Consider the following 13,950-nt stretch of genomic DNA (forward strand, 5'->3'; position numbering starts at 1 on the left):
CTCGGGCGGCCGGACAGGGCGCCCATTATAGGCAGCGGAGCCGCATCCCGTACAGGCGGCGGCTCTGCCATTAACTGATTGAGTTTTAGTCATACCCGTCGATGCGCACACTGTATACCTGGTTATTTCGAGCCGCTATTCCCCTGGTCCTGCTGCGCCTCTGGTGGCGCGGCCGGGTGCAGCCGGAATACCGTGAGCGGTGGCGCGAGCGCATCGGTCGCGTGCCGGCGCGCGCCAGCCGCGCGCCGCTGGTGTGGGTGCACTCGGTTTCCGTCGGCGAGACGCTGGCGGCGGTACCGGTAATCGAGCAGCTGGCGGCGCGGCACCCGCACTGGCAGTGGCTGGTAACCACCACCACACCGACCGGCTCCGAGCGCGTGCGCGCGGCACTGCGGCCGTTGCTCGGCGGCAGGCTGTTGCACTACTACCTGCCCTACGACCTGCCCGAGTGCCTGGCGCCCTTCCTCGACGCGCTGCGACCGGACATGCTGGTAATCATCGAGACGGAGCTGTGGCCGAATCTGCTCGCGGCCTGCAAGGCGCGCAATATTCCCACGCTGCTGGCCAATGCGCGGCTCAGTGAGAAATCTGCGCGGGGTTACGGGCGTTTTTCGCGGCTGACCCGCGCCATGCTCGACAATCTGACCCGGGTCGTGGCCCAGTATTCCGCGGATGCCCAGCGTTTCGTGGCACTCGGCCTGCCACCGGAGCGCGTGGCTGCCAGCGGCAATATCAAGTTCGACCTGAATATCGATCTGGGGCTCGAGAGTGAAGCCCAGGCGCTGGCGCACCAGTGGCGCGGCCGGACGGGGCGCAAAGTCTGGCTGGCGGCCAGTACCCACGCCGGCGAGGAAGAAATCGTCCTCGACGCCTTCGCGGAGTTGCGCAAGGATTTCGGCGATTTACTGCTGGTTCTCGTGCCCCGTCACCCACAGCGTTTCGACGGTATCGCGCGCTTGTGCCGCGAGCGCGGATACAAACTGCTGCGCCGCAGCGACGGCGGCCTGCCGGGGCCGGAACACCAGATATTGCTCGGCGACACCATGGGCGAACTGCTGCGCTTCTACGGCGCCTGCGACACGGCATTTGTCGGTGGCAGCCTGGTGCCGGTGGGCGGGCATAACATGATCGAACCGGCCGCCTGGGGTGTGCCGGTTGTTTGCGGCCCGCACCTGCACAATTTTGCCACGGTGGCGGAGCTGCTGCGCGCCGCGGGCGGTATGGCGGTGGTGAGTGACGCCGAGCAGCTGGCATCACAGCTCAAGGAGTGGCTCGGCAATGACAGCCGGCGGCGGCGTGTCGGCGAGTGCGGCCGTGCGGTGGCGGAGGAGAACAGCGGTGCCCTGCAGCGCCTGCTGAGTGAGATTGAGGAATTGGGCGAAGGGTTGTGAGGGGTATCGGCAGGCGGGTCGATGACCCACCTGCCGTCGCGGTCGTTACTTGGACGCCGGTGCGACGAGGGCTTCGGCGACCCGGGCGATCGGCTGTGCCGGATTCAGCTTGGCTTCCAGCTGCTGCAGATCGTCCGGTGCCAGCAATCCTGCCACCCGCTTGAGGTTCAGGGTGTTGAGGATGTAGTCGTAAAGGGCGTTGGCGAAGTCAGTCTGGGACTGGAACAGCGTGCGCTGGGCCAGCAGTACGTCGACGATATTGCGCGTGCCCACCTCGTAGCCGGCCTGGGTGGCGGCCAGGGCGCTCTGGGCGGATATCACCGCCTGCTGGCGCGCCTCCACGCGGGAAACATCGGTGACCACCGCGCGGTGCAGGGTGCGCGTGTTCTGCACGGTATTGCGCTCCGCCAGGTTGCGCAGGTCCTCGGCCTGGAAGGCGAGGTTGCGCGCCTCGCGGCGGCTGGCGCTGAGGCGGCCGCCGGAATAGATCGGCACATTCAGAGTCAGCGCGGCGATTTTGGTTTCGCGATCTGTATCGATGGGCAGGGTGACCGGCGCCTCGCCCGGCACCGAGGTGTCGGCGTCGCCATCCTGGTAGTACTTCTGATAGCTCAGCGAACCGCTCAGGGTCGGCAAATGCTCGCTGGCGGCGGCGCGGGCGCCATAGCGGGCCGCATCGGCGGCCAGGCGCGCGGCCTTGAGGTCGAAATTGTTGGCCAGCGCGAAGTCGACCCAGGCGCTGCGCTCCACCGGCTCCGGTGGTGCCACATTGAAGTTTTCCGCTAGCGATGCGACGGAATCGTGGTACGTGCCCGTGAGTACAGACAGCGCATCGAAATTGCTCAGCAGGTTGTCCTGCGCGGTCAGCCGTCGCGCCACGGAGTTGTCGTAGGCCGCCTGGGAATCGTAGACGTCGGTGATGGCGGTAAGTCCCACCTCGAAGCGCTGCTGGGTCTGTTCCAGCTGCTTGGCCAGGGCTTCCTCTTCGGCGCGGGCGGCTTCCAGTACGTCGTAGGCGCGCAGTACGTCGAAGTAGGCAGTGGCCACACGCAGCATCATTTCCTGCTGGTTGGCGCTGAATTCAGCCACGGCCTGGTCCGTTGCCTTTTTGCCCTGCTGGTAGCCAAACCAGGCCGGCAGGTCGAAGATGGCCTGGTCGAGGCGCGCGGAGTAGACGCGCTCATCCGTATCGGAGTCCGTACGGTTGGGCGTGGCAATGACCTGATCCGCAATGAAGGTGTAGCTGAACTGCGTTGCATCGGAACGGGTACGGCTGGCTTCGGCACTGCCGTTGATCTGTGGCAACAGCGCCGAGCGACCGAGGTTCTTGGCTTCCAGGCCGGCATGGTAGGCGGCGCGGTCGGCGGCCAGCTGCTGGTCGTTGTCCAGCGCCTGCAGATAGATTTCCCACAGGGTATCGGCCTGGGCTTGCATGGCGCCCAGACCCAGCACGGCGGCGGCGAGTGGCGCCTTCAGCGCGGCGAGGATATGAGTCTTCAGCGGGCGCCGGTGGCTGCCTCGCGTTTCGGTGCAATCACTTCTTTTCATCTGTTTCAACTTCCTGTGGCGGGTGCGGTCTTAAAGCTTCTACTTTGGAGTTCGGGGTGACAGCCCAGTCGGGCTGGATAGCGAAGAGGCCCCCCATTTGAACTCTTATTGTGAGTAGTGCTGCCAGTCTCCCCATAAGCAGTGGCGAGAGTGTACCCGTGGCCAGCGGGAGCGTCGAGGCGACGGTCGCGGCTTTTTGGTATATCTTCGTTAAACCGACGCGAATGTGCGGTTACTGGCTTGGGTCTGTTCACACGAAATTCGATTGCCGCGACGGAAGCCGTTTTTCCGCAAGGCAAGGCGCAGTGAGCGCCGTGTGGCTCGCCACATAAGCGAGCTGCAACGCAGCGTTGCGGGAAAACGGCCCCGTCCCTTCGGGTTGCGCCCCAAAACGGGCCAAGCGGCGTTGCTCGTCGCTTATTTAGCACGCTAAACCACGCTCCTCGCGCCTTGCCTGGCCCGTTTTGGGGCGGCAACGCGGCTATCGAATTTCGTGTGAACAGACCCTGTACTCGGCAATTACGCCGCGGCTATTAATAGAGCCGCCGCGCAACATTTCAATAGACGCGCCCGCAGCCTTTTTGGATGCGGCAAACATCGTGCAGAAACAGGCAAGGATCTCCGCACAAATGCAACACGGGCGAGACAAGACGCCGACGCACTGGCAGCGCGCCTGCCATGAATGCGATCTGCTGCTGACGGGGCGGCTGGCACCGCCCGGTCAGAAACTGTTGTGCCCGCGCTGCAACGCCACCCTGCACCGCAATGCCAAAAACAGTATTCGCTATACGGCGGCCCTGAGCCTGACGGGCCTTGTGCTGTTTATCCCCACGGCGAGCCTGCCGCTGCTGCATTTTTCCATTTTTGCTTTCGGTGCCGAAAACACGCTGGTAAACGGCGTTCTGTCCCTGTTCGACGCCGGTTATATCTGGCTATCCACACTGGTGCTGTTCTGCAGTGTGTTGGCGCCGCTGGGAAAATTCCTGCTGTTGGCCTTTATCTGCTGGGGTAGCGGCTGGGCTTTCCTCGACCGTCCGGTGGGTGCGGCAGTGCGCTGGTATCAGCACCTGAAAGAGTGGGGCATGCTGGATGTCTATATGCTCGGCATCCTGGTGGCGCTGATCAAGATGAGCGATTTGGGCAAGATGGAAGTGGAGCCCGGGCTCTACTGTTTTGTCGCGATGATGCTGGTGGCGAACCTGACCACCCTGAGTTTTGATCCGCAGGCGGTCTGGGACCGCATGGGGCGCCGTCGCGAGCGGCGACTGCGGGCCGCCGGCGCGGGGGAATCGTCGTGAATCGCCCGCAGAGAGCGCTCCAGCATGGGCTAGCCACTTGCCTCTGTTGCCACCAGTTGGTCGAGCTGCCCGCGGGCGGTCGCTGCCAGTGCCCGCGCTGTGGCGCCCGCGTCCACGGCCGTATCGACGGCAGCCTGATGCTGACCTGGGCGCTCACTATCACCGGTGCGCTGTTGCTGCTGCCGGCCAATATTCTACCGGTCATGACGGTCATCTACCTGGCCTCAGGTGAACCCAGCACAATCATCAGCGGTGTGATGCAGCTGTATCACGCCGGCCTCTGGGGCATCGCACTGATTGTCTTCGTCGCCAGTATTGCTGTGCCGGTGATGAAACTGGTGGGGCTGGCGCTGCTGCTGGTGCAGATACAGTTTCGCCTGCCGCTGATCCCGCGGCAGGCGATGAAGCTCTACCGGGTGGTGTCGGGTATCGGCCGCTGGTCGCTACTGGATCTGTTTATGATCTCGATCCTGGTGGCGCTGGTCGATATGGGAGCCATCGCCCAGGTGGCGGCTGGTCCGGGCAGTACCGCTTTCGCCACCGTGGTGGTGGTGACGATGCTGGCGGCGCGCAGCTTCGACCCGCGCCTCATCTGGGATGTGTACGATCAGCGCCAAAGCGTGAATACCGAAAACGACAAAAAGGGAGTTGCGGGGAATGGCTGACGATTTTCCCCCGGACAACAGCTCTCGGGATTCGAGTTTCAGCAACGATGGACCGCAGCGCGGTGTGGTGCGCAGCAGCCGCGGCCTGCCGCTGGTGTGGTTGTTGCCGTTGATTGCCGCACTGATCGCCGTGTGGCTGTTGTACCGGGATGTCACCGAGGGGGACATAAAGGCCACCATCCTGTTTCACTCCGGAGACGGCCTTGTTGCGGGCAAGACGGTGGTGAAGTACTCCGGCGTCGATATCGGCGTGGTGCGGGATTTTCGCCTGGCGCCGAAGGCCCCGGAGCTGGACGGCGCCGATGGCGTGCTGGCCGAGGTTGACTTCAATCGCAGTGCCGAGCACCTGTTGGTGGCGGGCACCGATTTCTGGGTGGTGAAACCGGAGTTTTCCATTACCGGTGTGCGCGGTCTGGAAACCCTGGTGTCCGGCAACTATATCGCCGTCGAGCCGGGCAGCGGCGGTCGCAAGCGCAAGTTTGTCGCTCTGGACCGGCCGCCGGCGTTCGTGCGCGGCGACGGTCTCCGCGTCGTGCTCAAGTCGGCGCGCCTGGGGTCGCTGAACCGGGGCTCGCCCGTTTACTACCGGCAGCTGCGGGTCGGCCAGGTGGAGGACTACCACCTGGACCAGGATGACAGCGAGGTGGAAATCGACCTGTTTATCCGCCGTGAATTCGCCCACCTGGTACATAGGGGCAGCCGTTTCTGGAACAGCTCCGGCATCTCTGTGGAGGGCGGTATCGGCGGTCTCACCGTCAATCTGGAGTCGCTGGCGGCACTGGTGGCCGGCGGCGTCAGTTTCCATACCCCCGAGGCGCAGCAGCAGTCGCCGTTGGCGGTCAACGGCACAGAGTTCAAGTTGTACAACAGTTTCGCCGCTGCCGATGCCGGCATCTCGGTCACGCTGAACTTCGATCGCGGCGTCAATGTCACGCCCGGCAGCACCCTGGTGTACTACCAGGGCATACAGGTGGGCAAGGTGAGCGCGGTCAAGGCCAGCCGCAATATCGACGGCATGGAAGTGCGCCTGTTGATGGATCCGATCACCGACGACCTGCTGAGTGAAAATACCATTTTCTGGCTGGCACCGCCGACACTCGACTTTGCCGGCGGCCTCAACGACCTGCTCAAGGGCAATCGTATCGAAGTGGATTTGCGCCGCGGTCAGCGCTCCCTGCGCACATTCCAGGCGCGTTCGTCGGCACCGCCGATGGACCCGCGCGCGCCCGGCCTGCACTTGCGCCTGACGGCGCGCAATCCCGGCTCCCTGCAGCGCGGTGCGTCCGTTTACTACCGGCGTATCGAAGTGGGCAAGGTGCAGGGCATGGAGCTGCGCAAGGGCGGCGACGGAGTAGAAGTCTACGTGGTGATCGAGCCGCGCTATGCAAACCTCGTCAACGACGAGAGCCGTTTCTGGAATATCAGTGGGCTGCGTGCCACTGCCAGCCTGAACGGTATCGAGGTGGAAGCGGATTCGCTGCTGTCCATGGTCAGGGGTGGCATCGCCTTCGGCAGCCCGCCGCGCGCGCGGGAGAATGCCGCCGCGGCGAAAAATGGTGACCGCTTTCCCCTGTACAGCAGTCGCGAGGCGGCGCTGGAAGAGGGCGTGGCGATTCAGATCAGGCTGCCCGACGCCGAGGGACTCAAGGAGGGAGCGCCGTTGCGCTACCGGGGCATCCAGGTGGGCGAGATCACCCGCATGCGGCTCGAGCCCGATCTCGGCTCGGTTCGCGCCACGGCCAAACTGTTTCATCGCGGCGAGCATTTTGCCCGCGACGGCACGCGCATCTGGGTGGTGTCACCGCAGATCGGCATCAGCAAAGTGGCGAATCTGGACACCCTGATCACCGGCCGGTATCTGGCGCTGGAGCCCGGTGGCGGCGCGCTGCAGACAGAATTCACCGCGCTGCCCGAGCCGCCGCGCGAGGACCTGGCGGAAACCATGAGCCGCCCCGGGCTGGCGGTCATTCTCGACGCGTCGCGCCGGGGCTCGCTGGTGGCGGGTAGCCCCGTTTACTACCGGCAGGTCCAGGTCGGCGAAGTCACCGGTTTTGCCCTTGGGGAACTGGCGGACCGAGTTTACATCTATGTACATATCGAGCCTTGCTATCGCGCGCTCGTGCGCGAACATACGGTGTTCTGGAACGCCAGCGGCGTGGAAGTGAATTTCGGCCTGAAGACGGGGCTGCAGATCAATACCGAGTCCACCCAGGCACTGCTGGCCGGCGGTGTTGCCTTCGCAACGCCCGAGCCGCCGCAGATGGGGCTGGAAGTGGAGTCGGGCAGTCACTATCCGCTCTACCCCGAGTCGCAGCCCGAGTGGTTCACCTGGAGTCCTAAAATTGAAATATGCGGAGCCGTCGAGCCGGCCAAATAAAGCAAAGGAAGAAGGGAAGTCGTTATGCGCAAGACACTGATTGGCCTGTTCGCAACGTTGATGTTGGCTGGCTGCCAGGACATACAGGTGGAGCGCGTCGAACCGCGCGTGGCGCCGGTGGCATTCTCCACTTATGCCTGGGGTGAGGCGGCGCTCAGTGAAGCGCCGGAAGCCTCCGCACAGCTAGTGGAACTGGATGAGGAAATGCGCGCGGCGGTGGCCGGCGAGATGCGCGCGCGCGGTTATCGGGAGGTGAACGAGGCCGCACGCGCCGATATGTTGATTGACTACCAGGTGGCGGTCGTCGAAGAGCAGTTTTCCGGCGATCCGACGGATCCCACCTGGGATGCCCAGTTCGACAGCAACGCCACCGCAGGGGTGGTTGAATTGCCCGCGCGCACCGGCGCGCCGCGGGTCATCCTGAGCCTGGGTATCGGCCGCGCCGGCGACGCGCCTATTTGGGGTGGCAGCGCCACCAAGCTGCTGACCCGGCCTGAGAGCGAAGCGGAGCGCCAGCGCATTATCGGTGCCGCGGTGCGCGAGCTGTTGCGGGATCTGCCGGCGGCTTACTGATGATTCGCACATTCCGGCGCCGTGCTATAAGCTCGCCGCAAAATGCCCGGCCTGATGCCATCCGCGCCGGGTAACATCTCATTCGGATAAATGTTCATATCGGTACGGATGCCGATTCTTCAGCAATTGTGCAGTAGGAGAAAGGCATGCTTGCCATCTTGCGGGCTCTCGCTTCGCGTTTACGATTTTTGGCCCTGACCGTTTTAATGCTGGCCGGGTGCGCCTCTGTGCCGCCAATCGCGGTGGATTACGACCCCCAGGCGGATTTCACCAGCCTGCAGACCTACTATCTGCTCGATCCCCTCGCTACCGGTCCCGTTTCACCGCTGGAAATAAAGCGCGCAACACAGGCGCTGGAAGGACTGTTGCGCATGCGCTATCAACCGGCACAGAGCGCCGACAGTGCGGATTTCCTGGTGCGGTTACAGCTGAACTCGGTGGAGAAGGTTGCGGTCTACGACGACAGCTTCGCGCTCTACGGCGGCTATCACTACTGGGGTTTTGGTTGGCGGGCACCGCTCGAGGTCAGGCCGTACCGGGAAAACTATCTGGTGCTGGATGTGCTGTCGCCGCAGAGTTCACCCCTGTGGCGCGCCAGCACGCCGTCCGCGGCGGCCCGCCACGCCGATCCGGCGCAGAGTCAGCAGCAGCTGCGTGAGGAACTGGCGCTGATGCTCAACCGCTTCCCGCCCTATTGAGTTTGAGTTCGCGGGCGGGCGAACAGGGACTGTCCGCGCCCGCTGCAGTGCATCGAATCGACTCAGCCGCGCTTTGCCATCAGCTGCTGATACAGTTCGACATAGGAGTCGACGATGTGCTTTCTTGAGTAACCCTTCGCATACACTTCCGTCGCGCCCTCGATCAGGCTCTGGCGCAAATCCGCGTTGTCCAGTACCGATTTAATGGCCCTGGCCAGTGCGTCGGCGTCGTCAATGGGCGTGATCAGGCCGCTCTCTCCGTCGGTAATGGCCTCGCCCGGTCCCTGGGAGTTGGTCGCCACGATCGGGCAGCCGTGGGCCCAGGATTCCATCACGATAGAACCGAGCCCCTCGTGCCGCGACGGGCATACGAACAGGTCTGCGGTGCGCATCAGCGCGGTGACATCGGTGCGCCAGCCGAGAAAGCGCACCCGCTCGTCGAGACCGAGCTTGTGGCACAGGGCCTTGAGCTTTTTCTCTTCCGGCCCGGTGCCGGCGAGCCACAAAACCGCATCTGGGATCTGCGCCAGGGAGTGCAGCAGCACATCGAACGCCTTGTTCACATGCAGGCGGCCGGCCGCGAGGATCAGCGGCTTGTCTTCCGGCGTGTTGAAACTGTCCCTGGGAAGCGCTTCCACCGGTGTTTCATCGGCGAAGTTGGGGATATGGAAAATCCGCTCTTTCGGGATGCCGCCGTCGATCATGTGCTGGCAGATACCCTTGCTGATACCGATCCAGTAATCCGCGTGGCGGTAGTACTTCAGGTTGTAGTAGTGCCCCAGCCGGCTGACCAGCAGGTAGTCGCTGGAATTGGGGGTGATGATGGTGGCGCGGCCCATCCAGGTCATGACGATGTCCGGTTGGTACTCTTTGAGTGCCTGTCGGTAGATCTTGCGACCGCGGAAATCCAGCTTGCCGCCGAATTTAAAACCCTCGGTTTCCACGCCGTTGTTGCGCAGTGCCTGCACGCGATGATCGTGATTGCGGATAAAGGCTTTCTCGAGCAGTTGCGGGCGCTCGTTGAGGCCGCTGACCAGACGCACAAAAAAGTTTTCCGCACCGCCGTGTTCCGCGCCGGCCAGAACCTGTGCCACTCGAATTGGCTTGTTACTCATAAGCAATAATATTCAGTGTCTATAGCCCGGGGCACGCTACCTGAGCGAGCCGTCCAGATTGATATCGCGCGCCCAGACGTAGTCGTGGCTGAAGGGCTGCATCGTCGTGGCTTCGACGATGTACTGCGCGTAGAGTTTCGAATTCATTTCCGTCTGGAAGAAATCCCGCGCACGCGCGGCCCAGGCGCGGCGCTTGGCGTCGTCGCCGTGGAATTCGCGAATTTTTTCCAGCAGGTCCTGCTCTTCATTGAAGTAGACCACGCTTTCCGGCGGCAACAGTTCGTCGAAATTCAGTTTGTCACTGGTGAACTGCAGAATACCGTTGCCGGCGAGCTGCGCCATGCGCGCGGACGAATACCAGTAGTGCGTGTCCTGGCGATTGAAGTTCAGCCCCATCTTGGTCTGCGCCAGGGCGCGGTCGTAGTCGCGCCCCCACACCGGTGCCTCGCCGAAGCTGCCGTAGGTTTTGAAATTCAGTGAGTCGCCGAGTGCATCCTTCAGGTTTTTGACCATCTGCAGGCGCTTGGTGAAATTGTTGCTGTTGCTGCAGAACAGCAAATCGATGGACAGGTCGCTACGCTGGGAGTTGTCCAGGTTCTCGATCGACGGATCGACCGGATTGGGCATGTGGTAGACGCGTGCCCCGAAGCCTTCAAAGATGTTCAGTTCGCGGCGACCGGTGGACACGAACACGGCATCGGCAACTTCGGCGCGGTACTTGATGCGCTCGACGTTGCTGGGTACGAACAGCGGATCGTTGTTGCAGTGGGCGATCACGCAGTGCGGCTGCCGCTGTTTGATCTCTTTCAGAGTCTCGTTACTGATCATGTCGCAGTGACCGGCGATCACCAGGTCGGGCTCGAATGCCTCGACGGTTTCCAGCAGGCGCCGATTGGCCTTTTTTACCCCGAGATCGCGAATACCGAGCGGCGCTTCGAAGGCGGCCACGTCGCGATCGCTGAAAACCTGAGTATAGTGATCGTTCTTGATCAGTCCGAAGGTCAGCTTCTGTGCCCAGCTGACCCGAGTCTTGCCGTAGCGCCGCAGTTGCTGGTATGCGATGTTGAGCACTCTCATAACGGTGCGTTCTCTGGATATCCTGGGGGAAGGTGATTGTGTGGCCGCTGAGTCAGGGGCGATTTCAGTGGGCGCAGAGTATAACAGCTGCCCGGCAGCGATATAGCCCCGCAAATGGGAGGGCGCCGCGGCGTCGCCCCGCTGAAGAGATGCGATAATGGAAACGGACGAAAGTAAAAACGATTTGTCCCCGATGTTTACCCGCGGTGCGGTGGACGTTATATCCCGCACGGCGGTTTTCCGGGGGTTTTTCACCATGCTGCGCCTGCGCCTGCGTCACCGGCTGTTTCGCGGTGGCTGGAGCGGAGAGTTCGAGCGCGAACTCTTCGTGCGCGGTCCGGCGGTGGGCGTGCTGCTGTATGACCCCGAGCGGGATCTGGTGGGGCTCACCGAGCAGTTCCGGGTCGGTGCGCTCGAGCGACCCGGTGGCCCCTGGTGCCTGGAGGTGGTCGCGGGTATGGTGGAAGAGGGTGAGCCCCTGGAGGAAGTGGCCAGGCGCGAAGTGCTGGAAGAGGCCGGTGTGGCGGTGGGGGCGCTGCACTTCGTTCGCAGTTATATGCCCAGCCCCGGCGGCAGTTCGGAGCGATTGCACCTCTACTGCGCCCAGGTGGACCTGAGTGCGGCCGAGGGCCATTTCGGGCTGGAGCACGAAAACGAGGATATTCGCCTGCGTGTGTTCCCGCGCTCGAAGGTACTGCAGGCGATGGCGGAGAGCGGCCCGGATGGCTGTCCGATCGACAATGCGGCGACCATCATTTGCATGCAGTGGCTGCAGTTGAATCGTGAACAGCTGGTGACTGGAACGTCGGAGGTCTAACCAGTCACCGTAGAATTCGTTCATTTGCCCGCTCGGCGCGCAAACTGAGATCTAAGTCACGGCGACAATAGAATTGGAGTGTCGATAATGGCCCTACTGACCGAGACCGGGGCAAAGGCGCGCAGTGGTGCGGGTCTGTCGCGAAAAGACAAGCGCAATTCGACTTATCGAGTCGATTTGCCGTCCTATCACGCCGACTGCGATGCCAACTATCTGCGCCTGTGCAAGTTGCTGCCAGAGCTGGCCAGCAGGCAGCACTGGCGCTACAGGATGCCCCACGGTTACCTGGAGCTGTCGGTAGTGGAGCGCTCCAGGTACACCACCGAGGTGTGCCTGAGTGCCGCGGCCGACGACAGCGAACGCCGCTGGTTGGCCCCGCCACAGATCAGGGTGCGGCTCTACCACGATGCGCGAATGGCGGAGGTGGTCGCCGTGGATGGCCGCGGGCCGGTGGGTGGCAATGGAGTTGATCACGCCTACCCGAACCCGCGTATGCAGCCGGCAGATGAACGAGAGCAGGCCAATCGGTTTCTCGGCGAATGGCTGGGCCACTGTCTCGCGAACGGTCAGGTGGAATTTGAATTAGTGCTGGATGGCCGGCGATTTTAGCGATGCCGGGTCGCACAGGGATGTGATTACAAGGTGAACAAGTGAGTCGCGAGCGCAAAGAGTCAATCGGGTCCGTACGGCGCCTGGTTCAGTTTACCGACCCCCATATCGGCGGTCGGCCTGACTACCAGTTGCTGGGGCTGGACACTGGCCACACCCTGGATGAGGTGCTGCGGGCGATCGGTGCCCAGCAGCCGGGTGCAGATTTGCTGGTCGCCACCGGTGATATCAGCGCGAACGGCTCCGAGGCCGCGTACCGCCGCTTCCTGCAGAAAATGCAGCCCGTGCGCACGCCCTGGTACTGGCTGCCGGGCAACCACGACGACGCTGCGCGCATGCGGCAGTTTGCCCCGGGCCGCTGTGCGGAATTGGTCGCGCTCGGCAATTGGCGCTTGCTGCTGCTCGACACCAGTCTGGAAGGTCAAATTTGCGGCGGGCTGAGCGACGAGCAGCTCGAGCGCCTGCAGCAGCTGCTGGCGGAGTGTCGCGAACACCCGGTGATGATCCTGATGCATCACCAGCCGGTGCCGGTGGGCAGTGACTGGATCGACGGCCATATGCTGCGCCAGGGTGGCGAGCGCTTTCTGCAGCTGGTCGGCGATGCACCGCAAGTGAAGGCGCTGGTGTGGGGCCATGTGCACCAGCAGTTCGACAGCCAGCTCGGCCGCCCCGGCCTTGGAAGTGTGGGCCTGCACGCGACACCCTCGACCTCGGTGCAGTTTACGCCGGGCAGCGGGCCCTTCGCCGTCGATGAAGAAATGCCGGGCTATCGCTGGTTCGAGCTGCGCGATGACGGCAGCTACGAAACCGGTGTTGAGCGGGTTATCGTCTCCGAATACAGCGTGGATCTGGCCTCCGCGGGCTACTAGTTATCGATCTTTTCCCGTGAATATCTGGTCAGCGCAAGTCCGCCGCTGGCTCATCTCCTCTTTTTGACCTGTCTTTGCTGGCAGCCGGCCTTACAATGAATGTTGAAGCTGGTGACAGGAAGTGGTGTCGAAATGAGTAGAAGTCCTCTGCCGGTAATCCTGAGCATTGCCTTATTGTTTTTGCCTGCGTGCACTCAGCAGCCGCGGAGTTCAGGCAGTGCATTGTCCGCGAGCGGCGCCGGTGCCCACGCTGCGATTCGCTCTGAGGCCGGCGGGGAGGGCCTGGTGCCGCGCCGCAGCGGCCTGGATGCAGTGGCGGCCGCGCCGGCCCTGAACCTCAGCGGTGCCTCCGTGTACGTGGCGCCACTCGAAATCGACTACCGCAGCCAGGATGCCTCCAGTATCCAGCCACTGGGATTTCGCAACCGCACACTGAATGACAGTGAGCGCGCCCGCCTGCAACAAACGATGGCGCAGGCGTTTGCCGAAAACTTTCTCGCACCGCGGGGCGGCCGGCTGGCTGCCAGTAGCGGTGCCGCCGACTACACGCTGAGGCTGCGTCTGGACAACTTTTACCTTCCCGCCCCACTGGAGCAGACAACCCGGCTGCGACAGGTGTTCTCCGAGAGTGTTGCCTACGGCACCCTGGCCGGTACCCTTTATGACCGCAGGGGCAAGGCCGTGCTGCAGTTCCGCGATCGCCGCGAGTTCGGAGATACCTTTACCGGCTCCGGCGGCGAGCGCCTGCAGCGCTTCTCACCGCCGGCATTCTGGGGGGACATGCGCATGGACCTGCGCCGCGCGTTTAGTAGCCTGGATAGATCCCTGCGCTAGGAAGAACTGCTGAGGCGGCGCCCCGTAAATAGGGGATCCGCCGGCGGTTACCGCCATAACTCGCCAATCCCGCCGCTGT

At 63.1% G+C, this 13,950-nt stretch carries 13 protein-coding genes; 10 read left to right on the forward strand and 3 right to left on the reverse strand.

The window, feature by feature from the left end; translation table 11 throughout:
- Positions 1-101: 101 nt before the first annotated feature.
- Positions 102-1,391 (forward strand): lipid IV(A) 3-deoxy-D-manno-octulosonic acid transferase, encoded by a 1,290-nt coding sequence (gene waaA / locus BUC36_RS14080; protein ID WP_073276285.1) that lies wholly within the window; start codon positions 102-104, stop codon positions 1,389-1,391.
- 45 nt (positions 1,392-1,436) lie between these two features.
- Here waaA and BUC36_RS14085 read toward each other — a convergent pair whose 3' ends face one another.
- Positions 1,437-2,939: a TolC family outer membrane protein gene (locus BUC36_RS14085; protein WP_073276287.1), complete on the reverse strand. Its 1,503-nt coding sequence runs from the start codon at positions 2,937-2,939 to the stop codon at positions 1,437-1,439.
- A gap of 629 nt (positions 2,940-3,568) precedes the next feature.
- Here BUC36_RS14085 and BUC36_RS14090 point away from each other — a divergent pair.
- The 5 genes from BUC36_RS14090 to BUC36_RS14110 all read left to right on the forward strand — a co-directional run bounded on the left by BUC36_RS14090 (position 3,569) and on the right by BUC36_RS14110 (position 8,550).
- Positions 3,569-4,237, forward strand: coding sequence for a paraquat-inducible protein A (locus BUC36_RS14090; RefSeq protein ID WP_073276289.1), 669 nt, complete (start codon positions 3,569-3,571; stop codon positions 4,235-4,237).
- A gap of 56 nt (positions 4,238-4,293) precedes the next feature.
- Positions 4,294-4,902, forward strand: coding sequence for a paraquat-inducible protein A (locus BUC36_RS14095; RefSeq protein WP_234995002.1), 609 nt, complete (start codon positions 4,294-4,296; stop codon positions 4,900-4,902).
- A complete protein-coding gene (locus tag BUC36_RS14100) occupies positions 4,895-7,279 on the forward strand; it encodes a PqiB family protein (RefSeq protein ID WP_084536076.1) in 2,385 nt (794 codons plus the stop codon). Before BUC36_RS14095 ends, BUC36_RS14100 begins: the two co-directional genes overlap by 8 nt.
- Before the next feature lie 24 nt (positions 7,280-7,303).
- On the forward strand, positions 7,304-7,852 hold the full coding sequence (locus BUC36_RS14105) for a DUF4136 domain-containing protein (RefSeq protein WP_073276291.1): 549 nt from the start codon (positions 7,304-7,306) through the stop codon (positions 7,850-7,852).
- A gap of 227 nt (positions 7,853-8,079) precedes the next feature.
- Positions 8,080-8,550: a DUF4136 domain-containing protein gene (locus tag BUC36_RS14110; protein ID WP_159436024.1), complete on the forward strand. Its 471-nt coding sequence runs from the start codon at positions 8,080-8,082 to the stop codon at positions 8,548-8,550.
- Positions 8,551-8,612: 62 nt separating this feature from the next.
- Here the strand turns inward: BUC36_RS14110 and BUC36_RS14115 are convergent, their stop codons facing one another.
- Both BUC36_RS14115 and BUC36_RS14120 read right to left on the reverse strand, forming a co-directional pair.
- A complete protein-coding gene (locus BUC36_RS14115; protein WP_073276295.1) occupies positions 8,613-9,665 on the reverse strand; it encodes a glycosyltransferase in 1,053 nt (350 codons plus the stop codon).
- Between the two features lie 36 nt (positions 9,666-9,701).
- A complete protein-coding gene (locus BUC36_RS14120) occupies positions 9,702-10,742 on the reverse strand; it encodes a glycosyltransferase family protein (protein ID WP_073276297.1) in 1,041 nt (346 codons plus the stop codon).
- 157 nt (positions 10,743-10,899) lie between these two features.
- Here BUC36_RS14120 and BUC36_RS14125 point away from each other — a divergent pair, with 157 nt between their 5' ends.
- The 4 genes from BUC36_RS14125 to BUC36_RS14140 all read left to right on the forward strand — a co-directional run bounded on the left by BUC36_RS14125 (position 10,900) and on the right by BUC36_RS14140 (position 13,871).
- Entirely contained in the window at positions 10,900-11,559 is a 660-nt protein-coding gene (locus tag BUC36_RS14125) for an NUDIX domain-containing protein (protein ID WP_073276299.1), read from the forward strand.
- An 87-nt stretch (positions 11,560-11,646) separates the two neighbouring features.
- The gene (locus BUC36_RS14130) at positions 11,647-12,168 is read left to right on the forward strand and encodes a DUF1249 domain-containing protein (protein ID WP_073276301.1); all 522 of its coding nucleotides are present in this window, start codon (positions 11,647-11,649) and stop codon (positions 12,166-12,168) included.
- Between the two features lie 41 nt (positions 12,169-12,209).
- Positions 12,210-13,037 carry a phosphodiesterase gene (locus tag BUC36_RS14135; RefSeq protein ID WP_234995003.1) on the forward strand — a complete coding sequence of 276 codons (828 nt, stop codon included), beginning with the start codon at positions 12,210-12,212 and terminating at the stop codon, positions 13,035-13,037.
- A gap of 132 nt (positions 13,038-13,169) precedes the next feature.
- The gene (locus BUC36_RS14140; RefSeq protein ID WP_073276303.1) at positions 13,170-13,871 is read left to right on the forward strand and encodes a hypothetical protein; all 702 of its coding nucleotides are present in this window, start codon (positions 13,170-13,172) and stop codon (positions 13,869-13,871) included.
- Positions 13,872-13,950: the final 79 nt, after the last annotated feature.

Origin of the sequence: Microbulbifer donghaiensis, assembly GCF_900129095.1 — a bacterium.
Classification (GTDB): Bacteria; Pseudomonadota; Gammaproteobacteria; order Pseudomonadales; family Cellvibrionaceae; genus Microbulbifer; species Microbulbifer donghaiensis.